Raw genomic sequence first — 21,503 nt, 5'->3', positions numbered from 1 at the left:
AATTTAACACTTGCACATATCATCTGGTGGCACTCGCATTAAGCTGAGGGCAATCTTTATGTGTGAATAATTGTATAAAGAAAAACAGGGTTGCTCAAAAGGCAACCTTTTTTTTTGCTTTTGAGTACAACGACGGGGATACAGAAGAAATGAAACAAATTTTAAATTACCTATTTGAACACAAGACCTTTACTAAGAGCCAGGCGAAGGAGATCTTGACCAATATTGCTAAGGGACAGTTCAATAACTCGCAGATGGCGGCTTTTATGACTGCTTATTGCATGCGTAATATCACCATCGAGGAACTGGAGGGCTTTAGAGATGCTATGCTGGACCTTTGTCTTGATCCAAAACTGGAGGGTTACGACCTGATCGATCTGTGTGGTACTGGTGGCGATGGTAAGGATACCTTCAATATTTCGACCCTTGCTTCTTTCGTGGTTGCCGGGGCTGGTTATAAGGTGGCGAAACATGGTAATTATGGTGTTTCTTCTGGCTGTGGTTCTTCTAATGTGATGGAGTATCTGGGTTATAAATTCACCAACGAACCGGATAAACTGAGACAAAGTGTAGAGGAGGCGAATATCTGCTTCCTGCATGCACCGTTGTTCCATCCGGCAATGAAAACTATGGCGCCTATCCGCAAAGAACTAGGCGTAAAAACATTCTTCAACATGCTTGGCCCTCTGGTTAACCCTGCAAGGCCGAAGTACCAGTCGGTGGGCGTATTCAGTCTCGAACTAGCCCGCATTTACGCTTATTTGTATCAGAAAAGTAATAAAAGATATAGCATTCTGCATGCCTTAGACGGGTATGATGAGATCTCCTTAACGGGAAGCTTCAAAACTTTCTCTAATGATGGAGAACAGATCTATACATTGGAGAGCATTGGTTTTGATCGTATTGATCCGAAACTTATTTCTGGTGGTCATTCTGTTGAAGATTCTGCTAAGATATTTACAGCAGTGCTAAATGGAGAGGGCACTACGGCACAAAATAATGTAGTTCTTTGCAATGCTGCGCTGGCGATCAGGACCATTACTCCTGAGAAATCATTCGCAGATTGTTTCTACGAGGCAGAGGATGTGCTGATGGGCAAGAAGGCTTTAAACAGCTTTGAGAAATTGCTTTCTGTAACCTACGCTTAAAGATCTATGAACGCTCCCCACTCTCCTAAAATAAAAGTATGCGGTATGCGCGACCTCAGGAACATTCAGGACCTGATGGATCTGCAACCTGATTATATGGGTTTAATATTCTACCCACCCTCCAAGCGATATGTTGACGAGCTTGCTGAGGGAACTTTGGAAGCTATCCCGGAAACGGTAAAAATAACCGGAGTTTTTGTTAATGCTTCGAAAGAGGATATCTTAGCTAAAATTGCGATATATGATTTGGATGCCCTGCAACTGCACGGTGCTGAAAGTCCGGAACTTTGCAAGGAACTTGCCGCTACAGGACTGGAGATCATCAAGGCTTTCGGAGTGGATGAAGAGTTCGACTTTAGCATACTGCAAGCCTATGAAGGACTAGTGGATTATTTCTTGTTCGACACCAAGACGAAACTTCATGGGGGTTCGGGCCAGACCTTTAACTGGGATCTGCTGAAAGGCTATAAACTGAACACTCCTTATTTCCTTAGCGGAGGTTTGGATGCTGATAATATTGAGGAGGCGCTAAAACTGGAAGATACGCGTTTTTATGCCTTCGACCTGAATAGTCGCTTTGAACTAGAACCTGCATTAAAAGACATCGATAAATTAAGGCCGGTATTTAACCGAATAAAAGAGATCCCTGCCTGATTGAAAAATAAAGACTATGAGCTATCACGTAAACGAAAGAGGATACTACGGAAATTTTGGAGGAGCTTATGTTCCTGAAATGCTGTATCCGAACGTAGAAGAACTACAAGCACAATACCTGGAGATCATGCATGACCCAGCCTTCGTAGCCGAGTTTAACAGCTTGCTGAAGGATTATGTAGGTCGCCCCTCTCCTTTATACCTCGCTGAACGACTTTCTGAAAAGTACAACGCGAAGATCTATCTGAAAAGAGAAGACCTTAACCATACCGGTGCGCACAAGATCAATAACACGATCGGGCAGATCTTACTTGCTCAGCGCCTGGGTAAAAAAAGGATCATTGCGGAGACAGGTGCTGGTCAGCATGGCGTAGCTACGGCTACTGTTTGTGCCTTGAAAGGTATTGAATGTGTGGTGTACATGGGGGCTGTAGATATCGAACGCCAGGCACCTAATGTGGCGCGTATGAAGATGATGGGAGCTACGGTGATCCCTGCAACTTCGGGTAGTCAGACTTTGAAAGACGCTACAAATGAGGCTTTACGCGACTGGATCAATAATCCTGTTGATACGCATTATATTATCGGCTCGGTGGTTGGACCGCATCCTTACCCTGATATGGTTGCCCGCTTTCAAGCCATCATTTCCGAGGAAACCAGATGGCAATTGAAGGAGAAGACCGGCAAGGAAACTCCTGACTATGTGCTTGCCTGTGTAGGAGGCGGAAGTAATGCTGCCGGGATGTTCTACCATTTCCTTGATGAGCCAAATGTGACGTTGATCGCTGCTGAAGCGGCTGGTAAAGGTGTGGATACAGGAGAATCTGCAGCTACTACTGCCCTTGGTAAAGACGGGGTACTGCATGGAAGCCGTTCTTTGGTAATGCAAACAGCAGACGGACAAGTGGTTGAACCTTACTCTATCTCTGCAGGATTGGATTATCCTGGTATTGGTCCTCAGCATGCTCATTTACATGTTTCTGGTCGCGGTGTTTATGTAAGCATCACAGACGACGAGGCTATGCAAGCTGGATATCAACTGGCACGCCTGGAAGGTATCATTCCTGCGATTGAAAGCTCCCATGCCCTTGCCCAGTTAGACAAGATGAAGTTTAATGGAGAGAGTGTGGTGGTTTGTTTATCTGGTCGCGGCGACAAGGACCTGAGTACGTATATGAAATATTTTGATTTGTAAAAGAAGCAGAGAGCAGAGAGGATAAAGCAGAAAGCTTGAAGCAGAGAGCATAAAGCAGAGAGCATAAAGCAGAGAGCATAAAGCAGAGAGCATAAAGCAGAGAGCATAAAGCAGAAAGCATAAAGCAAAGAGCATAAAGCAGAGAGCATAAAGCAGAGAACTTAAAGCCGGACACTGCAATAATTATTATGATTATCAAATGAATAGAATCAATCAACTTTTTAAAGAGAAAGAAGGAAATCTGCTTTCTATATATTTTACTGCTGGGTATCCTAACCTGAACAGCACGCTTGACATTGCGGAGGCTTTGGAGAAGGCTGGTGCTGATTTCCTGGAGATCGGTGTGCCTTATTCTGATCCATTGGCTGATGGTCCGGTTATTCAGAACAGCTCTTTACGTGCCATCGAAAATGGTATGACTGTAAAGGTGTTATTCGAACAGCTTAAGGACCTGAGGAAGCGTGTTTCTATCCCTGTGTTACTAATGGGCTATGTAAACCCTGTGCTTCAATACGGTGTTGCAAACTTTTGCAAATCATGCGAGGAAGTAGGTGTTGACGGAGTTATCGTTCCCGATCTGCCGATGTATGAGTATGAAGAGCTTTATAAAGATTGCTTCGAGCAACATAAATTAAGCAATATCTTCCTGATCACTCCTACTACTTCAGAGGCCCGCATCCGCAAGATCGATGAGCTGAGCAATGGTTTTATTTACCTGCTCTCTTCATCCTCTACTACCGGTAAGAACCTTAATGTAAATACTGATGTGGAAGGTTACTTCGCCCGCATCGCTTCTATGGGATTGAAGAACCCTACGATGGTTGGTTTCGGTATCTCCGACAATAAGAGCTTCAGCAAAGCAAGTCAGTACGCCAAAGGCGCTATTGTTGGTAGTGCTTTTGTGAAATTGCTTGGTGAAGAGGGCTATATGGAAAAGATCGGGGAATTTGTTGCTGCTTTGAAAGGGAAAGAGGTAGTGGCCTAACAAGTTATTAATGTTATTTTTTGAAAGGCTGTCTGTAAGGGATGGCCTTTTTTGTTTATTCTATTTTAGTTCAATATTTCTTTGTTTAGCCAACTTCAGTATTTAATAACTTCCCATTCTGCTTTTCACTTTCTTTCTTCTTACTTTTTCTTGATAAAAAGTAAGCAAAAATCAAGAAAAGAACGAAGCTTCATCCCGCAAGGCTAACCCGGGCCCGCCGTTCTTTTCGGGCCACCGCGCCGTACTCTGCTCACTTGTTGAACAACTGATGCTTTTTATCCCTTGAGTTTTTGTCTTTATACTTTTCTGCCTTGAGAGGCAGAATGATAGTGGCCAGAACAGCGACCAATCGAAGCGCTCGTGCTTTGGCAAGGAGTTCTTTTCGCGCATGTCTTCGCACAAATTGTCTTGTCAACCACACGGTGCTTTGCCCCTGTTTCGCACAAGCCCTTCGCTTCGCAAACCAGCTAAGACACCTTCCCTCCGCTCTCGTCCTGTTGCCAAGGCAATTTTTTCCCGAACTCTGAGCCAAAGCACAATCGCTTTGATCACTGGTTGTAGTGATCTCCAGAGTTCTTCCCTCCATTTCACAAGAAGAAGATAGTCAGGGTTCTAACTTGTGAGTTGATCTGCAGCTGATCGAAGTACTGCGCGGTGGCCCGAAAAGAACGGCGGGCCAGAATGGGCCTAGTGGGCTGAAGCTTCGTTCTTTTCTTGATCTTTTGTTACTTTTCTATCAAGAGAAAAGTAAAAGAAAAAAGAGTTAAGAGCATCTTGAGAAGTTATTAAGTACTGAGATACATTTACACAACATAAATGAAATTAGATTTTAAATCCCCTCCCCTCTCCTAAACCACCTATACCCAAACGCTTCCAGCAATATGGTATGATTCCCTTTGGCATCAGCGACACTTTCGATATTGTGGAAGACGTCGATGAGGCGGGTGCTGCCGGCTTCTTTTGCGGTGATGACTATTTCCTGTGGTTTCTCATTGAAGTTGTGCCAGGTGAAGAGCTTCCTTTCTTTCCATTGGTAGCTCATTCCGAGGACGGAGTTGAGACCGGTGTCGAGGATTTGCCAGTCGCCGGTGCCAATTTCGGGGCATTCCTTTCTTACCCGGATAAGTGCGGTGGTCCAGTTTAGAAGTGAACCGGGATCGCGCCGCTGGTTTTCTACGTTAATGTGGCTGTACGAATACACTCCCTCTTCTATCACAGGATGAACCAGCTTATCTGCAGTAGAGAAACCGGCATTTTTATCACTGGTCCACTGCATTGGTGTTCTTACTGCGTCGCGTTCGTTCAGGTTGAGATCGTCGCCCATACCTATCTCATCGCCGTAGCGGATCACTGGAGTGCCTGGAAGGGCAAACATAAGGCTGTATGCTAGCTCTATCTGGGGCCTGTTTCCAAGCATGGTGGCCAAACGTCTCCTTATCCCGCGTTCGTATACCTGCATGTCCTCCTCGGGACCGAAGCGTTCGAATACTTTCTGCCTTTCCTCATCAGTTAAGCGGCCGAGGTCCAGCTCGTCATGGTTCCTGAGGAAGTAAGCCCATTGGCTCTTCGGATAGATCTCTTTGGTTGCTAACAGTGCGTCTACAAGAGGTTTGGTATCGCCGGTAGCTAAAGCATAGAAGGTGTATTGATTCACAAAGAAATTGAACATGAGGTGAATACCATCTCCGGCTTCACCAAAATAATTCTTGCTCTCTTCAGGTAGAACGTTGGCTTCGCCCAGCAGCACCGCATCCCCCTTACTCCATTGAAGGAAAGCCCTCATTTCTTTTAAGTACTCGAAGTGCATTACCGATTCCTTGGCGCCTGGTACAGGAGATTCGAGCACAAAGGGAACCGCATCCATACGAAATCCGGATACACCCAGCTGCAACCAATAACCCATTATCTTCAGGATCTCGTCGCGTACCTTGGGATTATCCGTGTTTAAGTCAGGCATGTATTCGTAGAAACGGTGGAAGTAGTACGATTTGGACTTCTTGTCGAGTGTCCATGTTGCCTTTTGAACTCCAGGGAATACCATACCCTCATCCCAGTCGGACGGCCTTTCATCCGACCAAACATACCAATCTCTCTTAGGATTGTCTTTGGAGGAACGCGCTTCTATAAACCAGGGATGCTGATCGGAAGTATGGTTAACTACCAGATCGATGATCACCCTTAATCCCAGCTGGTTTGCTTTGTGCATGAAGTTGACAAAATCGCCACTGGAGCCGTGCCTTGGATCGACGCCGTAGAAATCTGCGATATCGTAACCATTATCTTTATTGGGAGTGATCTGGAAGGGAGCCAGCCAAATGGTATCTACACCAAGGGCATGGAGGTAATCCAGTTTGTTACATAATCCTTCAAAATCGCCTGTGCCATCCCCGTTACCATCGCGGAAGGTTTCCAGGTCGAGACTGTAAATTACTGCGTTCTTATACCAAAGGAGTTCGAGCATGTGTTGTGACTGTTATTTGTAAATTCCGTACGAGCCGGGTTCTTTTAAGTATTTATACTTATGAGGGAAAAGAAATTTGGTAGGTAAATTGTTTGGATCTGCGCCAGTCAATTGACCTCAGCGTATGAATTTTAATATTCATCATAAGAAAGAATTAAAATTTTATTAAGACCTGAAGGATTTTTTTAGATTTACATAAACCAAGATATAAGCTAACCATCCCCAAAAAGCATCTTCCTATGGTGAATTCGGGGAACAAGTTTGTCGCCATTCAAGCCGTTCATGTATTATATAAGTAAAGGAATATCTATTGCTTTTCTACTGTTCGTTTTTGTGCTATTTCCGAAAAGCAGCTTTTGTCAGAGCAGAGACTTGAAGTTTGAACATATCAGTTCACAGGATGGTCTTGCCCAAAACACTATCCATGGAATTATTAAGGATAAATACGGCTTTATGTGGTTTGGTACCTGGGATGGTCTTTGCCGTTATGACGGGTATTCGTTCAAAACCTACACCTACGATCCGCGAGACAATAAAAGTATCAACAACAACAGGATACACAACATCGTTCTGGATCAGGACCAGAACATCTGGATACGCACTTTCGATAATGATGAATTGTGCAGGTATAACTATGAACATGACAACTTTGAAAGGATTCCGAGAACTAAGATTCCGTTAGCTTTCGAAAAGCTTACCGAGCGCAGAAGACATGTTGAAACGGTTAATATCGGATTCAAAGGTGTAAAGTGGCATATTGATACCCGGACAAATTCCCTTATCGAAACGAATGTTAATACAAGGCAGAAAACGGCTTATCAGCAGAGTGTAGAAAATCCCTGGTCGCTCAGCGATTCTTACGTCACGGATATCTATAAAGACGATCATAACATTTTCTGGGCGGGCACTTATAGTAATGGTATTAACAAGGCTAATCTTAATTTAAAACCCTTCGAGCATTATTACCATAACCCTTTAAATACACGGTCAATTATTGATAATAATGTAAGGGCAATTTGCGAAGATAAAGCAGGCAACCTATGGATAGGCACACGGGATAAGGGCGTCACTGTTATGCAGGGGCAGCAATTCAGGCATATTGTTAAAGACGGCAGGAAAACAATAAACGATAACCAGATACGAAGTATTTTCTGCGACAGCAGGGGACTGATCTGGATTGGAACAAAGGCTGGCTTGAACAGCTATGATCCTTCTACTAATACTTTCAGAGATTACAGTGTTGATGGCTTGAAAGAAATCTCAGTGTTTGGAATTACTGAAGACAGGGACAAAAACATGTGGTTTGCGACATGGAATGGAGTTTATGTGTTTGATCATTTGAAAAATAAGCTTGTTCACCTGGATATTGCGGAAAGCCTGGTTGATAAATTTTCGAGGGTGATCATGCAGGATAGTAAAGGCCAGGTATGGATAGGTGCTGAAGGCAATGGAGGCTTAAGAGGAGGCATTACCGTTCTGAAACAGGTTAATAAAGCGCCTGGCTATATTGCAGTTAAGCACTTTTTTCACAACCGCCAGTCCAATTCCCTTAGCGACAACCGGATATTCAGTATTTATGAAGACAGAAAAGGCATTGTTTGGATCGGCACAGGGAACGGTTTGGACCGTTATGATCCAAGTAAAAACCAATTCACCAATTTATCGTCGACAGGAAGGTTTCCGAGATCATCTATAGCTGCAATTACAGAGGATGAAAAAGGTAATCTGTGGATCAGTCACAAAAAAGGTATATCAAAGCTCAACACCAAAGACTTCAAGGTTCAGAACTACACCTTACAGGATGGCCTTCAGAGTAATGAATTCTCCGACGGGGCGGTTTACAAAAGTGAGTCGTTGAGAAAGCTTTTCTTTGGGGGGAACAACGGATTTAATGTGTTCTACCCTGATAGTATTCTACCGGAGAAAACACTTCCGGCAGCTGTATTAACAGAACTTCAGATACTGCATCAACGGGTGGGTATAAATGAAAAGGTAAATGGACGCGTTGTTCTGTTCAAGCCATTGTACCTTACCAGGAACATTGAGCTTAATTCGGGTGATAAAAGTATAGCGATTGAGTTCTCTGGCTTGCATTATTCCAATCCAAAGGGGAACAAATACGCTTTTAAACTGGAGGGGTTTGATAAGGACTGGCTGCAGACGGATGCCAGCAGGCGTATTGCAACCTACTCAAACCTTGAACCAGGTAACTATATATTTAAAGTTATTTCTTCCAACAGCGACGGGGTGTGGAACACCAAACCGGCCACACTTCATATCAAGGTGCTACCTCCTTTTTGGGCGAGTACCTGGGCTTATCTCCTATATGGATCTCTGGTCGTTGCAGGGGCTTTCACCTATCATTATTATGCTACTAAGTTTACCCGTTTACAATCCAAACTTGCTTATGAGGTATTGATACGCGAAAAGGAGAACGAGCTGCACCAGAACAAACTGGAATTTTTCACGAATATATCTCATGAGATAAAAACGCCACTCACCTTGATTCTTGCGCCAATAGAGCGCCTGCTTGCTTTATTGGGTGAAAACCGGATAATCCGTACTCAATTGACCACCATGCAGGCCAGTGGCGACCGGCTGCTAAAACTTGTGAACGAACTGCTGGATTTTAGAAAGCTTGAAGCAGGAAGCAGCCAGCTGGAACTGAAAAAAGTGGATCTTGTGCATTTCCTTACTGGGGTTGTCTCGGCCTTTAAACCTCTTGCCAATATTAAGAATGTAAAACTGATCTCATCCTATAAGCCAGGGCAATTCACCTGCCCCGTAGATGAAGACAAGCTGGAAAAGATCATCTCCAACCTTCTGTCAAATGCATTAAGGTTCACTCCCGTTTCGGGTACGATCAGAATAAGCTTTGAGCTGGATCAGGACAAAGATGGGCATCCTGCTTGCGCTGTGATTAAAGTGATAAATAATGGTATCTGTATTCCGGAAGAGGAACTGGAACTTATATTCAGGCCCTTCAGACAAGCATCGGGAAACAGGCAGGGTGGAACGGGACTTGGCTTGGCCTACAGTAAAAGTTTGGTTGAACTGCATGGAGGGAGTATACGGGCAGCCAGTAGCAGGTTAAATAAGAATTACGGTGAAACTTGTTTCACGGTAGAGCTGCCGGTTAACTTGGGTACAGGTGCGGAAGACACAGTAGAACAAAATGAATTGTTGCTGGACGATATCGATCTGCCCAACTTTCCTGGTATTTCTGCGAGCATCAGAACTCAGTTGAAAATTACACCTGATTGTCCTCTGGTTGACGGACTATTACCTACAATACTTCTTGTGGAGGATAATATTGAGCTGAGGAGCTACCTGAAGGAGTTTTTCCTACCAGCCTACTCGGTTCTAGAGGCTGAAAATGGCGTTGAGGGACTAAAACTAGCTTATCAGGAGCTTCCCGACCTTATTGTATCTGATATTATGATGATGGAAATGGACGGGTTCGAATTTTGTAAAAGAATAAAATCTGACGCGAGACTGGCTCATATCCCGGTGGTACTGTTAACTGCAAAGTCGCCGCTCGAGGATAAGATAGAAGGTATTGAATTGGGGGCGGATGATTATATCACCAAACCGTTTAGTTTGGGCCTTCTTGGTGCAAGAGTTAAATCGCTGTTGATTGCAAGGAATCAACTAAAAGAAAAATATCGCATAGCCGCCGCTCTAAAGCCTGCTATAAATATCCCCACCTCACCGGATGAGAAGTTGCTGATGAAAGTAAAGCAATTAATTGAAGAACATCTGCAAAACAGTGAACTCTCTGTTGAAGATGTTTGCAATGCGGCAGGAATGGGTAGGACCCAGCTGTATGCGAAAATAAAAGCACTAACGGGATTAAGCATTGCTGAACTGATCAAAGAGATGCGGCTGGAACGCTCGAAGCAATTATTGAAGGACCGGAAATTTAACGTGAGCGAAGTTGCATTTATGGTGGGCTTTTCTGAGGTATATTATTTCAGGAAATGCTTCAAAGCAGAGTTTGGAATTACGCCTTCGGAATATATCAAGATCAATACCGGCAGACCCGCCTAAGCCCAGGTTCTGCCCAATCCCGTATGGCCAATATCCAAATATGAAATTTGTGGATGTCAGTATGAAAAATGCTTTTTGGAGAAAAAAATGCCTTTATGTTATGTTTAACGCACACTTTTGAACGCCTGTATCCCCTATTCCGAACGAAACTACTCGCTATTTTGACCTCGTAAACCTCACCTTTACAATATGTCAAAGAGACCTGCAAGAGGTTAAACTAAGACAAAACACATTATATTGTATATAACTGACCAAGATATATTAAGCTGGGATTGAGAGTCAAAAGAACCAATTGGAAAATTAAAAAACGGGTCGCGTCTGATCAGAATTGCCACCTGTAATAACGACATCATCATAACCTGACCCAGCTAGTGGTTCTAAGTCACGTTTATAAAAGAGGAAGCTGAAAATCTTAAGAGTAGGCAGATTATAAACCAATTATCTAAATAATGAAAAGAAACACCTTACTTGGAGGTACCCTCCTGAAGTTTGCAGCCCTTGCTGCAGCAATCGTAATTACAAGTTGCAGCAAACAAGACAATCCTTTAAAAGAAGAAGAAGCTGTTAATTCGGCGAACAGTAAAAATTCGGCCACTGTTTCGGCCTATGTAAATGAGGTAAGGGCTTCGGGCAGCAACTTTATCTGGCGTGTTAACAATGTAGATCAGGGCACCACAAGTAGTCTGGCGACAGCCATTAACAATTGTATTGGAACAGGTAACCGTGAAGTTCACGTTTTGGTAGGAGGAACATTATCCTCCCAGATCAACCTTCAACCAGGCCTAACCTTGTATTGTCATAATGTTACATTTAACAAGAATCACACAGGTTATGGATTTTACCGTGATGGAACTGGTGGTATCAAGATCTATGACATGATCCTGAATAACAATACCAATATGGGTATCCGTACCAGTAGAGCAAGTGATATCTATATCCAGAATGTAAGGATCTTTGGCGGTAGCATTGGTATCCGGATCGACAGCCACCCTAGCCGTCCGTACGAAGAAGGTCGTTGGGTGTACAGGGTGCACATTCAGGACTGCCGGTTTGAAAATGGAAGCAGTCACGGTCTTGAAACTTACAGCGTAGATGGATTCAAAGGGTATGGACTTGTAGCAAGGAATATGGGCGAGTGCGGAGTACTGCTAAATAAAACCATTAATGGTACTCTTGGAACCGTAACTGCCTACCGTTGCAGTTACAATGGCGGTTATGCGGGTTTGCGCTTGGCGAATAGCTGTAGCAGGGTAACAACAGAGATGTTAAACGCTGATCAGTGTGGTCGCGGATACTTTGTACTTAGCGGAAGTAACAACTGTCATTTGAACAACGCCAGGATCACAGGTTGTACCAACATTGGTATCTGGCTTGAAAATGTGGCTAATTGTTCTGTTAAAGCGGGCTGTAACAACTCAGGAACTTCAGTTTCTGGTTCAGGTAGCTACGCGACTGTTAGTAATAATTGCGGATAGCAAATAAACGATACAGGAAGAAATTATGATAATGAGGCAGGGCTCCTTTGGGTGCCCTGCCTTTGCTATTATGTATGGATAATAGGGTTGACATTTAGTTCTTTGTAACGTTTTGCCCTTTAATGGCGTATTGTTTATCACAAATGCTTTTGAAGACCTCCAAAATGATGAGAAGTAAGGTTTTCTAAATTATCGGAGACATTTGAAAAACAAAGACATATAAAACACCTTATATTAACATTTACTTCATATATGTTTAAAATTCATCGTTGTAACCTCGGGCTTCATTACTGGCTTTATAATCCGGAAAAGCGGCTGAGAGTTTGTGACGCTTGTCAATTGAAACAAGTTAAGACAAAGGGCTTGCTCTTTAACAGTTGGGAAATTATGCGTAGACGGCCTGCCAAAAGATCTTCTGCTCCCTTAAGTGTCCGGCCAGCCTGATAGCTTTTTACCAATAAGGCCAGGCCTAGTTTTCTTTCAGAACGGCCAAAGCCCGGGTGTCAGTGTAGGTTTCCAGTGAAATTCGCAGAGCCGCAAATGAACACTAATACCGGGCACTTATTACCATCCGAGTTTAAATTGCCTGTAACCTTCTCAAGTTCTTCCCGTTATAACCCTCACATCTAACATAGTACTAAGAGAAAGGGATTTTTGTGAAAAGGTATCTACTGGTAATAATTTCTTGTTTAACATTTTCAACAGCATTTAGTCAGTACAATTATTACAAATTATCGGCCGGAGCAAGTATCGGACCGAGCGTGGCTTTTGCGGATCTTTCTAAAAAACGCCTGGCTACAACTATCGGAGCTAACTTCGATTATAATATCACTCCCTTTACGTCGATTGGGGTCGAATTGCAGAAAGGGACGCTTTCTGGCGGGGACCGTGAAACGGATAAGCACTTACGGTATTTCAAGAATGATTATAACGCCGCTTCGTTGGGAGTAAAGGTGCAACTTGGTCAGGTTGTTGATTTTGAGCGTAGTGGTTTCCTTTACGCTATCCGGACCCTCTATACCGGGGTTGGCTTAGGAGTGATACAGAACACGATCAGTGATGGGGATATTGTGCGGGTGCAGCCGGGTACAGGTTATGTGTTTCCGGGTACGAATAAAAGCATTGGAGTAAGGGTTCCGATCAATACGGGAATGAACTTTAACATTACCGACCGTTGGGGCTATACACGTTGTATCTTTAACATTAACTATCAGCTGAACATTACTACCGGCGAAGGTTTGGACGGGTATAACGATGCTTCTAAAGGAGCGCCATTTAGTAATATCCCGGATATGTATGGGGTTGCCTCGGTAGGATTTAAGGTCTGCTTTGGTCCGCAGGGGTTATTTTAGATTAGTGGGGATTACACCGATTATTAATGATTACACTGATTTGGGGGATTATGCATTCTTTTTCTAAAACTATCCGTAGAGGCGCTTCGGTTGACTCTACGAATAGTTTAAGCAGAACGCGTTCAGGCTGACTGGAAGCAAGTCCAATCGTAATTCCGAAATCGTAAATCCTAAATCGTAATTCGTAAATCGTAAATCCTAAATCGTAAATCCTCTACGGGTTGGTTGAGAACAAGCTTGCTTCTTTTACGAATACCCGTCTGTTCAACTTCAAATGGCCTATGATGAACTCTGCGAAATCCTCGGGATGCATTACTCTTTCCGGATCACCGTTAATGAGGTTAGCGCTGTAAGCAAGGTCGGTAACCACAGTGCTTGGAGCCAGGGCTGTTACGCGAATGTTGTGTTTCCTCACTTCCTGCATCAGGCTTTCTGAAAGACCGAACACGCCGAACTTTGACGCACTGTAGGCACTGGTTATCGGGCTACCGGTTTTTCCAGCTGTGGACGAGATATTAACGATATCTCCTGACTTTCTTTCGATCATCTGAGGCAATACAGCCCTTGTAGCATAGTAAACTCCGAATAGGTTTACTTTTACCTGGTTTTCCCAAACTTCTGGTTCCAGCTCGAGGAATTTACCAAAGGTTCCTGTTCCGGCATTATTGATAAGGATGTCTACGTTTCCTAATTCCGACTGGATCTTATTCACGGCAGCCTCAACTTCAGTACGATTACTGATATCTGCTGTAGCATAAGCGCTTTTTAATCCCAGAGCCGAGATCTCTTGTGCTACGGCAGCAATGTCACTTTCTGTACGGGCAATCAAGCCTACATGAGCTCCTTCGTTTGCAAGGGCTATTGCGATGGCTTTACCGATGCCTTTTCCGGCACCGGTTACCAGTGCTATTTTATCTTTTAGAGATTCCATAATTATTTTGCGTTGTCGTCCGACAAATCTAATAGTGGAAACAAGGTATTTTGTTTTCCGATGTTCAAATTTCAGAACACATGGTAATTTTTTTACTTATCGCTTACGCAACGGAAACCGAGATGCTCCATACTACTGTCTTCGGTACTCTTCATTCTTCGGGCTACCCTGTACCCTGAGCAGTAGGAATCATTGCATAGAAAGGAGCCACCTTTCATTACCCGTATGGAGGCAGTAGGCTCGTCCGGATCATAACTTTTTGCAGGACCTTTAGGGTTGTTAACGCCGTTCCGCACTTCATCATAGTATTTATTATTATAAAGATCGGCTGTCCATTCCCATACATTTCCGGCCATATCATACAATCCATAATTATTGGCAGCGAATGACCTTACAGGAGCTGCAGTGTAGAACTGATCAACCTGGGTGTTCTTATCAGGGAAGTGCCCCTGCCAAAAGTTCGCTCTCGGCTTGCCTTCGTTCACCTGTTGGTTTCCCCAAGGATAGATGTTATTTTTTAGACCACCCCTGGCAGCATACTCCCATTCTGCTTCTGTTGGGAGGCGTTTTCCTGCCCACTTCGCATATGCCTGGGCATCATACCAGGAGATATGCACCACAGGGTAGTTTTCCTTGCCTTTTATAGTGGATTCGGGTCCCTGCGGATGTTTCCAATCTGCCCCTGCTTTCCATTCCCACCACTGGGAATAATCAGACAAAGGAACAGGTTCTTTTGGAGCTTTAAACACAAGTGATGAAGCTACAAGAACGCTTTCATCTGGCTTTGGAGTACCCTCGGGCAGTTGCTTCCTGAGCTCTTCCCAATCGGGCTTTTTCTCTGCAGTGGTAACATATCCAGTCGCCTTTACGAATGCAGCAAATTGTGCGTTCGTTACTTCCGTAGCATCGATCCAAAAGGCGTTCAGTTTAACCTTATGCTTTGGATACTCATCCTCTGCTGCCTGGTCGTTATCGCCCCCCTGTTCAAATTCGCCGGCCGGAACATAAACCATCCCGGGATGCTTAGGGTCTGTTTTAACTTCAACAGGCATTGAGGTTGCAGAGCTCTCCTGGCCATTTATTGAAGTAGTTTGGGAATGGGATGCTTGTCCGCAAGAAATGGCGGCGAAAACGGAAAAGGCTAAAAAGCTGGCCTTAATTTCTTTGTTGATGGAATGTTTCATCGAAAAAGTATGGTGTTACCTACCCCTATCCCATTAGTAGAACAGAAACGACTTCTCATAAGAGTCAGGGGAAAGCAATGTCGTTCGTTTATTTCTTGTCTTTAATCGTTAAGTTGGCAAAGGTGCCATCTGCTCCGTCTCCTACCCAAAGGCCAATTGCTCCAGAGCGTCGATCGTTCAGTTTTTTAACGCTTATTGCGGGTTGTTTTGTGTTATTAACATATACAGACACCATATCACCTTCTACTACGATCCTGGCGTGGAACCATTGGTTGGGATCGGGTGAAGGCTCTACAGCTTTCTCGTATTTAGCATTTTGCTCCTCTCTTAGTTTTTTCCAGGGATAGGTTGGATGAGCAACATATTGTACTGCGTGAATACGTCTCACCGAATCAGTAGTCCTGAAGTTGAAAGGCCTGAAATAAATGGCATCGTAAGTAGAATCATTTGCTCCGTGAAAAGCAATGCCCAGGAAGCTTTTTTGAAAAACGTCTTTCCCCTTAAGATCTAGTTCGATAGTTCCTTCTGAGAAGGTTTGCCCCTTTATCCATGCTATCCCCTCCCCTTCATTACTGTCAAGATAAACTGCTGGTTTATTTGCATCAGCAGCAAGGCTGATCTGGCGATGATACACTTCAAGCTTTCCCTGCTTCAGCAGATCTGGCAAGAGAAGCTTTGTTTGGGCTGCCCCTATCAGGGGGAGAGCAAAGAGGATGGCGATGGTAAAAGTTCTCATAACAGCCTCAAAAATAAGAACTTTTTCTATAGTCTATAATTTTTGTAGATTTTTATGATCTAGTTGTGGCTGTGCCTTTTATGTAAGGAAGACTTTTTGTTATGGAAACTCCGCTATTTTACATTCGTCTTCACAATCGCCTCCCCTGTCACTCCCCTTATGCGCAGACCGCCCAGATCTACATTGGTAGCCATGCTCTATTGAAAATCCGCGTTCGGCTATAATCTCGCAATCTTTTAACTTAATTCCAAGGATAGGGCTCTGCTCAAGCCCCTTCATTGCCCCAACCGATCTAGAGGTTCCTTTCACGTTAATAATACGAACATTTCTTACTACCGAAAATACCTTCGCCATAGGTTTAGGATCAACTGAGTTTTTACAAGACGGAAAAAGTCCGGAACAATGAACCCATAGCACGAGCTATGTATGTTCGTGCGGATCTTTATTCTAAAATATCATTTATCCTATTGATCTCTTCTTCGCTGAACTCAGTATTTTGTAAGGCTTTAATAGAATCTACAATTTGCTCGGGCTTACTCGAACCAATAAGAACAGAAGTAACTCTACTGTCCTTGAGCAGCCATGACAAAGCCATATGGGCCAATTTTTGCCCTCTCTGTTCTGCCAGTCCGTTTAGTTTGGCAACCTTTTCTACCTTATCAGGCGTAATGTGACTTTCATTTAGAAATTTACCGCTCGTAGCCACTCTCGAATCTTCGGGTATACCATGAAGGTATTTATCCGTTAGCAAGCCCTGGGCGAGTGGTGAAAATGGGATGCAACCTACTCCCTCCTGCTCGAGTAAATCTAGTAGTCCATCTTCAACCCAACGGTCGAACATGGAATATTTGGGCTGATGAATGAGGCAGGGCGTTCCTAATTCTTTCAGTATTTTAAATGCTTTCGCTGCTTCTTCGGGACGATAATTTGAAATACCAACATATAAGGCCTTTCCCTGACGAACGATAAGATCGAGTGCAGACATCGTTTCCTCTAAGGGAGTTTCAGGATCCGGACGATGATGGTAAAAGATATCGACATAGTCAAGGTTCATACGCTTCAGACTTTGGTTCAAACTAGCAACAAGATATTTTTTTGAGCCCCAGTTCCCATAGGGTCCTTCCCACATATCATAGCCTGCTTTAGTAGAAATGATCAGTTCATCCCTGTACTGGCGAAAATCCAAATCAAGTATTTTCCCGAAGTTCGCTTCTGCAGAACCATATGGAGGCCCGTAGTTATTGGCAAGATCAAAGTGAGTTATTCCATGGTCAAAGGCCGTTTTTAAAAGGTTCCGGGCATTTTCAAAATTGTTAACAAAGCCGAAATTATGCCATAAGCCAAGAGAAAAGGCTGATAACTTTAGCCCTGAATTACCACATCGGCGGTATTCCATTTCCGCGTACCGGTTCGCTGCTGCGTTATAAGTCATTTGTATAATTGTTTACCTGTTAGTATTCCTGTTCTGAAATTGTGCCAATTGGCAAATGCAAGCAAAAGATTAACATCTATAAGAAGCAATTGTATATTCCTATTAACTGACTTAACACAGGAATTTATAGCGGAAGCTATGAAAAAAATAAATTAATTCTTCCGGAGCTTGAATAAAAATGATAAATCTGACCTTTCTTTTAATTAAATCTATGCTATAGTTGACTATTTCGCAAATGTTCCGCTTGGTCATTAATCCCTAACTGCTGAGAACGAAGAGACTATAAACGCAAAAAGGCGCCTTTTTGACGCCTCTTGTGATCCTGCTGGGATTCGTATACTCGGTGTTGATAAACACTATATTCAAGCAGTTTTTCTCCTTAGTAAAATCAATAGAAAACCGATTTCTTTCCCAAGCGCAGTGAAGATGAAACTTTTCCGCAGTTGCCAAAACAACTTTGCCTGAAGTGAGAGGTTCTTATCTTCATTTTAAATCGTTAAAAGGAAAATACGTGTAGCAAAGCGGTCCTACATCATAAATATCGCATTGATGTGTGCCATATGTAGTACTATGATCTAAAGGAGAGTCACCCATCTGTTCTAAATAATCAGTAGTTAACAGTACGTAGGCATTAGAAGGCACACTATTTTTTAATAAGCGATGTGCATCTATCAGGATATTACCATAGAGCTTACAAAAACGGTCTATTTCAAATTCTACCATGTGTCCGTAGTGGGCTATTGCTTTCAGATCTAGTTCATAAATGTCAGGAAATTTCAAACGGTAGTGGCCGAGGATTTTTTTGAAAGAATTACGCATTTGGGCAAACTGTTGTAACACGTCTGTTACTGAAGGCGGTGTACCCAAATGATAAAATAAAATAGCATCACCTTCTATTTCTGATATTTTAAAAGAAAGATAATTAGATTCAATTATTCCTTTTAATAAATGGCGAATAACCGAAATCCCTTCTGATGGACTTATTTCTCTGATAAATTGTGAATAACCGCTAATGTCCACAATGAAAACTAAACCTTTATTATCTTCAAACATAAGCATGTCTTTTAATGGCTTTCCACTACACGCTTATTCAAAGTGCCCTTTGTTCCAAAATAACAAGATGCTGGCCTCAGCGCCAGCATCTTACTCAACATCCTACCATGGAATTTCACCTGTGCCATCCGGATTTGTCTCTTCACAAAAAAGTTTTCCAGTTGGACCGTCCTGGCCAATCAGCGCATATTTAATAATACGTTTCGCAGCCACCTCAACGGACCCTCCATTCTTACCAGTGAAATCTGTCGCCGTAAAACCAGGGCTAACGGCATTCACCTTGAAGGCCGTATCACGTAGCTCATAAGCTAGGTTAACCGTATACATATTCAGAGCGGCTTTTGAAGAAAGGTATACTACCCCCTTTACTTGGTAGTATATGTAATTAGGATCACTGTGCAGGGTAAGAGAACCTTGACTTGAGCTAAGGTTTACGATCCGTGGTTCCAGTGAGTTTTTCAGAAGATCGATAAACGCTTTGGTCACCCTCGCGGGACCGTAGACATTGGTGTCATAGACTTTCTGGTAAACACTTATATCGGTATCTATGGCAGTCTGAGGAACCATATGTCCTTCGCTGTCGATATCAATGCCACTAATTCCTGCGTTGTTGATCAGCACATCTAGTGTCCTGACTTTGCTTCCTATTTCCTTGCGGGCGGCATTAACTGAATCCAGATTGGTGACGTCAATTTGAACGGCTTCAACGTGGGTTAGTCCTTCTGCCTTTAGCTGTTCTGCCGCTTTCAAACCGTTGCTTAAATTACGGCTGCCTAAAAAGACATGGAATCCTTTTTGCAATAACTGGCGTGCTGATTCGAAGCCGATACCCTTATTTGCCCCGGTAATTAATACTGTTTTCATTTTTTTGATTTTGTTTATCACAAAGATCATTGGGAGATAAATGCCATATTTTGACTTTTATCAAAAAATAAAATAGTGAATGACAGGACAGACAGTCGGGCTGTTTTCTAGGGTAATAGTAACTACAGTCAGATGATAACACCACGTTTGAGCTGTCCGACGGAACGTTGTAGGATCGCCGGGATGGTTTGTCGGTTATCATCCGATTATATCCAAAGCTGAAGACCGACGTCACTCAGCGCCTTCTCAGGCGGCTCAGGGTCTCCGGTTTAATACCTAAGTAAGAAGCAATCATGTTTTGAGAAAATCTTTGAAAATATTCGGGATGGTTCTCCAGCAGGTCCTGGTACCTTTCTTCCGCATTCATACTGATGGCAGTATGTATTCTTTTTTGTGTTGTAACCGCTACTAATCTTTGCTCAAGCCGAAGAAACTCGTCTATAGCAGGTATCTTTGCCTCCAAAGCATGCAGTTCTGCTGGTGTTATCTGCAGGATCTCTGAGTTTTCGACCGCATCAATATAATATCGGCTAGGGGTCTGCGTCACCACGCTTTCCCAGTCCGACATCCATTTCCCTTCCAGAGCGAATGCTACAACAGCTTCCTGTCCGCGTTCGTTCACAGAGTAAATCCGTAAAGCTCCGGATTTCACAAAACAGATGTATTTGCAGACGTCGCCCTCCTGTACCAGGAACTGACGGCGGCGTACCTTTTTGAGCTTGAAAGCATCCCTGATCAGCCTCTGTTCGAATGGGGAGAGCGGGAAATTCGTGTAATTCCGGAAATAGTCGATTAACGAATTATAGATATCATCCCGCTGCCCTTCTGCTGTGCTTCTGAATGATGCGCTTTTAACGGCAGTGACTTCTGTTGTCGTTGTCCCTGCTGTATCATCATTTAAGGTAGCACGTGTTGTCATATATTATATGATTTATATCACTAATTTATATAAAAAATTTAATTATGCATAATCGTCTTGTTTGCGGTTCAGCAGTAATCAATCTCCACGAATAAAAGTCAAAGTTTTACAGGGCGTCGAGATTTCTACAGTTGCGTGCCTGTAGCCGAAGTTTAAACTGGGACAGCTACTACCTATCAGGATTATCCTGCAACGATAGAGGCTGCGATCAATGTAGAGATCCGTTCGCAGACCGAAGGCGTCCTTCGTACAACACTCATGGACGAAGGATGGTATGTTACTAAAAAACAACCTGTCTTTAAGATCCACGACCGTTCGTTTCGAGAACGATATAGCAATGCCAAGGCTGTTCAGCAGGCTATTGAGGGGCATTAATAGTTATCCAACAAGGCATCTCTACGACCAGACAGCAAGACGGGTACTATTTGTATTTTTATTACTAACAAAAAAACACTTTTATTTATTTCCCCCCAAGAATTCCGCTTGATCCATTAATCCCTAACCTGCTCAGAACGAACAGGCTATAAACGCAAAAAGGCGCCTTTTTGGCGCCTCTTGTGATCCCGCTGGGATTCGAACCCAGGACCACTACATTAAAAGTGTAATGCTCTACCAGCTGAGCTACGGAATCAATATCTTATTATTTGATTGCTATATGTCTTTTTTAAAAATAAAAGCCTCCTGTTTTAAGAGGCTTTTACTATTTTTGGATTTCTCCGTGATCCCGCTGGGATTCGAACCCAGGACCACTACATTAAAAGTGTAATGCTCTACCAGCTGAGCTACGGAATCTACTTTAGTTTGAAACGTTTAACCGTTTCGTTTAAAGTGATGCAAATGTACGGCTATTACCTATTTCCCGCAAGTACAATTTTCACTTTTTCAACCAAAGCACCTTAAACCACTTATTTCCAGCCAGAAAAATATTAATCAAGCATTATTACCCCTTTTTGGAAAGATTTAAAACATAAATTGCACTGATATGGGAGGATTGTTTTTACAGATTTTTTAGAAAAATAAGTACTAATACTACTATTTTGAAACATTTTGAAAACGTCCCTATT

At 43.1% G+C, this 21,503-nt stretch carries 17 protein-coding genes and 2 tRNA genes; 7 read left to right on the top strand and 12 right to left on the bottom strand.

Translation table 11 applies throughout. From position 1 onward, the window contains the following. Positions 1–149: 149 nt before the first annotated feature. The 4 genes from trpD (at position 150) to trpA (ending at position 3,982) form a co-directional block, all read left to right on the top strand. Entirely contained in the window at positions 150–1,148 is a 999-nt protein-coding gene (trpD, locus tag J4N25_RS15790; protein ID WP_207422756.1) for an anthranilate phosphoribosyltransferase, read from the top strand. A gap of 6 nt (positions 1,149–1,154) precedes the next feature. Beyond that, on the top strand, positions 1,155–1,802 hold the full coding sequence (locus J4N25_RS15785) for a phosphoribosylanthranilate isomerase (RefSeq protein WP_207422755.1): 648 nt from the start codon (positions 1,155–1,157) through the stop codon (positions 1,800–1,802). 16 nt (positions 1,803–1,818) lie between these two features. Then, a complete protein-coding gene (gene trpB, locus J4N25_RS15780) occupies positions 1,819–2,997 on the top strand; it encodes a tryptophan synthase subunit beta (protein ID WP_207422754.1) in 1,179 nt (392 codons plus the stop codon). A 199-nt stretch (positions 2,998–3,196) separates the two neighbouring features. Beyond that, the gene (gene trpA / locus J4N25_RS15775) at positions 3,197–3,982 is read left to right on the top strand and encodes a tryptophan synthase subunit alpha (RefSeq protein WP_207422753.1); all 786 of its coding nucleotides are present in this window, start codon (positions 3,197–3,199) and stop codon (positions 3,980–3,982) included. A 250-nt stretch (positions 3,983–4,232) separates the two neighbouring features. On the opposite strand, the gene J4N25_RS15770 is transcribed toward trpA, so the two are convergent. Both J4N25_RS15770 and J4N25_RS15765 read right to left on the bottom strand, forming a co-directional pair. Next, positions 4,233–4,568: a hypothetical protein gene (locus J4N25_RS15770; RefSeq protein WP_207422752.1), complete on the bottom strand. Its 336-nt coding sequence runs from the start codon at positions 4,566–4,568 to the stop codon at positions 4,233–4,235. Between the two features lie 243 nt (positions 4,569–4,811). Then, a complete protein-coding gene (locus J4N25_RS15765) occupies positions 4,812–6,443 on the bottom strand; it encodes an alpha-amylase family protein (protein WP_207422751.1) in 1,632 nt (543 codons plus the stop codon). A gap of 282 nt (positions 6,444–6,725) precedes the next feature. Between J4N25_RS15765 and J4N25_RS15760 the strand changes: the two genes are divergently transcribed. The 3 genes from J4N25_RS15760 to J4N25_RS15750 all read left to right on the top strand — a co-directional run bounded on the left by J4N25_RS15760 (position 6,726) and on the right by J4N25_RS15750 (position 13,320). Further along, complete coding sequence (locus tag J4N25_RS15760) at positions 6,726–10,493, top strand: hybrid sensor histidine kinase/response regulator transcription factor (RefSeq protein WP_207422750.1); 3,768 nt, start codon at positions 6,726–6,728, stop codon at positions 10,491–10,493. Between the two features lie 449 nt (positions 10,494–10,942). Then, entirely contained in the window at positions 10,943–11,968 is a 1,026-nt protein-coding gene (locus J4N25_RS15755) for a hypothetical protein (RefSeq protein WP_207422749.1), read from the top strand. Between the two features lie 656 nt (positions 11,969–12,624). After that, positions 12,625–13,320 (top strand): outer membrane beta-barrel protein, encoded by a 696-nt coding sequence (locus J4N25_RS15750; protein WP_207422748.1) that lies wholly within the window; start codon positions 12,625–12,627, stop codon positions 13,318–13,320. Positions 13,321–13,534: 214 nt separating this feature from the next. Here J4N25_RS15750 and J4N25_RS15745 read toward each other — a convergent pair whose 3' ends face one another. The 10 genes from J4N25_RS15745 to J4N25_RS15700 all read right to left on the bottom strand — a co-directional run bounded on the left by J4N25_RS15745 (position 13,535) and on the right by J4N25_RS15700 (position 21,231). Beyond that, positions 13,535–14,251: a 3-ketoacyl-ACP reductase gene (locus J4N25_RS15745; RefSeq protein ID WP_207422747.1), complete on the bottom strand. Its 717-nt coding sequence runs from the start codon at positions 14,249–14,251 to the stop codon at positions 13,535–13,537. Positions 14,252–14,343: 92 nt separating this feature from the next. After that, positions 14,344–15,435: a formylglycine-generating enzyme family protein gene (locus J4N25_RS15740; RefSeq protein WP_207422746.1), complete on the bottom strand. Its 1,092-nt coding sequence runs from the start codon at positions 15,433–15,435 to the stop codon at positions 14,344–14,346. Between the two features lie 88 nt (positions 15,436–15,523). Further along, positions 15,524–16,171: a 3-keto-alpha-glucoside-1,2-lyase-like domain-containing protein gene (locus J4N25_RS15735; protein ID WP_207422745.1), complete on the bottom strand. Its 648-nt coding sequence runs from the start codon at positions 16,169–16,171 to the stop codon at positions 15,524–15,526. A gap of 99 nt (positions 16,172–16,270) precedes the next feature. Next, positions 16,271–16,525 (bottom strand): hypothetical protein, encoded by a 255-nt coding sequence (locus tag J4N25_RS15730; RefSeq protein WP_207422744.1) that lies wholly within the window; start codon positions 16,523–16,525, stop codon positions 16,271–16,273. Between the two features lie 88 nt (positions 16,526–16,613). Continuing rightward, positions 16,614–17,603, bottom strand: a complete 990-nt coding sequence (gene mgrA / locus J4N25_RS15725) for an L-glyceraldehyde 3-phosphate reductase (RefSeq protein WP_207422743.1) — start codon at positions 17,601–17,603, stop codon at positions 16,614–16,616. Positions 17,604–18,086: 483 nt separating this feature from the next. Then, positions 18,087–18,656, bottom strand: a complete 570-nt coding sequence (locus J4N25_RS15720; protein ID WP_207422742.1) for a DUF2652 domain-containing protein — start codon at positions 18,654–18,656, stop codon at positions 18,087–18,089. 102 nt (positions 18,657–18,758) lie between these two features. Then, complete coding sequence (locus tag J4N25_RS15715; RefSeq protein WP_207422741.1) at positions 18,759–19,520, bottom strand: SDR family NAD(P)-dependent oxidoreductase; 762 nt, start codon at positions 19,518–19,520, stop codon at positions 18,759–18,761. Positions 19,521–19,755: 235 nt separating this feature from the next. Next, on the bottom strand, positions 19,756–20,439 hold the full coding sequence (locus J4N25_RS15710; RefSeq protein WP_207422740.1) for a Crp/Fnr family transcriptional regulator: 684 nt from the start codon (positions 20,437–20,439) through the stop codon (positions 19,756–19,758). Positions 20,440–20,997: 558 nt separating this feature from the next. Beyond that, positions 20,998–21,070: transfer RNA gene (locus J4N25_RS15705), tRNA-Lys, on the bottom strand. 88 nt (positions 21,071–21,158) lie between these two features. After that, a tRNA-Lys gene (locus J4N25_RS15700) sits at positions 21,159–21,231 on the bottom strand. Positions 21,232–21,503: the final 272 nt, after the last annotated feature.

This window comes from Desertivirga brevis (genome assembly GCF_017355835.1).
The sequence above is the reverse complement of the archived record's forward strand: the minus strand, read 5'-3'. Positions and strand labels throughout refer to the sequence as shown.

Excerpts from the sequence above, each read along its gene's own strand:
- trpD (WP_207422756.1), top strand. The coding sequence starts at position 150 with ATGAAACAAATTTTAAATTACCTATTTGAACACAAGACCTTTACTAAG.
- J4N25_RS15785 (WP_207422755.1), top strand. The coding sequence starts at position 1,155 with ATGAACGCTCCCCACTCTCCTAAAATAAAAGTATGCGGTATGCGCGAC.
- trpB (WP_207422754.1), top strand. The coding sequence starts at position 1,819 with ATGAGCTATCACGTAAACGAAAGAGGATACTACGGAAATTTTGGAGGA.
- trpA (WP_207422753.1), top strand. The coding sequence starts at position 3,197 with ATGAATAGAATCAATCAACTTTTTAAAGAGAAAGAAGGAAATCTGCTT.
- J4N25_RS15770 (WP_207422752.1), bottom strand. The coding sequence starts at position 4,568 with ATGGAGGGAAGAACTCTGGAGATCACTACAACCAGTGATCAAAGCGAT.
- J4N25_RS15765 (WP_207422751.1), bottom strand. The coding sequence starts at position 6,443 with ATGCTCGAACTCCTTTGGTATAAGAACGCAGTAATTTACAGTCTCGAC.
- J4N25_RS15760 (WP_207422750.1), top strand. The coding sequence starts at position 6,726 with ATGTATTATATAAGTAAAGGAATATCTATTGCTTTTCTACTGTTCGTT.
- J4N25_RS15755 (WP_207422749.1), top strand. The coding sequence starts at position 10,943 with ATGAAAAGAAACACCTTACTTGGAGGTACCCTCCTGAAGTTTGCAGCC.
- J4N25_RS15745 (WP_207422747.1), bottom strand. The coding sequence starts at position 14,251 with ATGGAATCTCTAAAAGATAAAATAGCACTGGTAACCGGTGCCGGAAAA.
- J4N25_RS15740 (WP_207422746.1), bottom strand. The coding sequence starts at position 15,435 with ATGAAACATTCCATCAACAAAGAAATTAAGGCCAGCTTTTTAGCCTTT.
- J4N25_RS15735 (WP_207422745.1), bottom strand. The coding sequence starts at position 16,171 with ATGAGAACTTTTACCATCGCCATCCTCTTTGCTCTCCCCCTGATAGGG.
- J4N25_RS15730 (WP_207422744.1), bottom strand. The coding sequence starts at position 16,525 with ATGGCGAAGGTATTTTCGGTAGTAAGAAATGTTCGTATTATTAACGTG.
- mgrA (WP_207422743.1), bottom strand. The coding sequence starts at position 17,603 with ATGACTTATAACGCAGCAGCGAACCGGTACGCGGAAATGGAATACCGC.
- J4N25_RS15720 (WP_207422742.1), bottom strand. The coding sequence starts at position 18,656 with ATGTTTGAAGATAATAAAGGTTTAGTTTTCATTGTGGACATTAGCGGT.
- J4N25_RS15715 (WP_207422741.1), bottom strand. The coding sequence starts at position 19,520 with ATGAAAACAGTATTAATTACCGGGGCAAATAAGGGTATCGGCTTCGAA.
- J4N25_RS15710 (WP_207422740.1), bottom strand. The coding sequence starts at position 20,439 with ATGACAACACGTGCTACCTTAAATGATGATACAGCAGGGACAACGACA.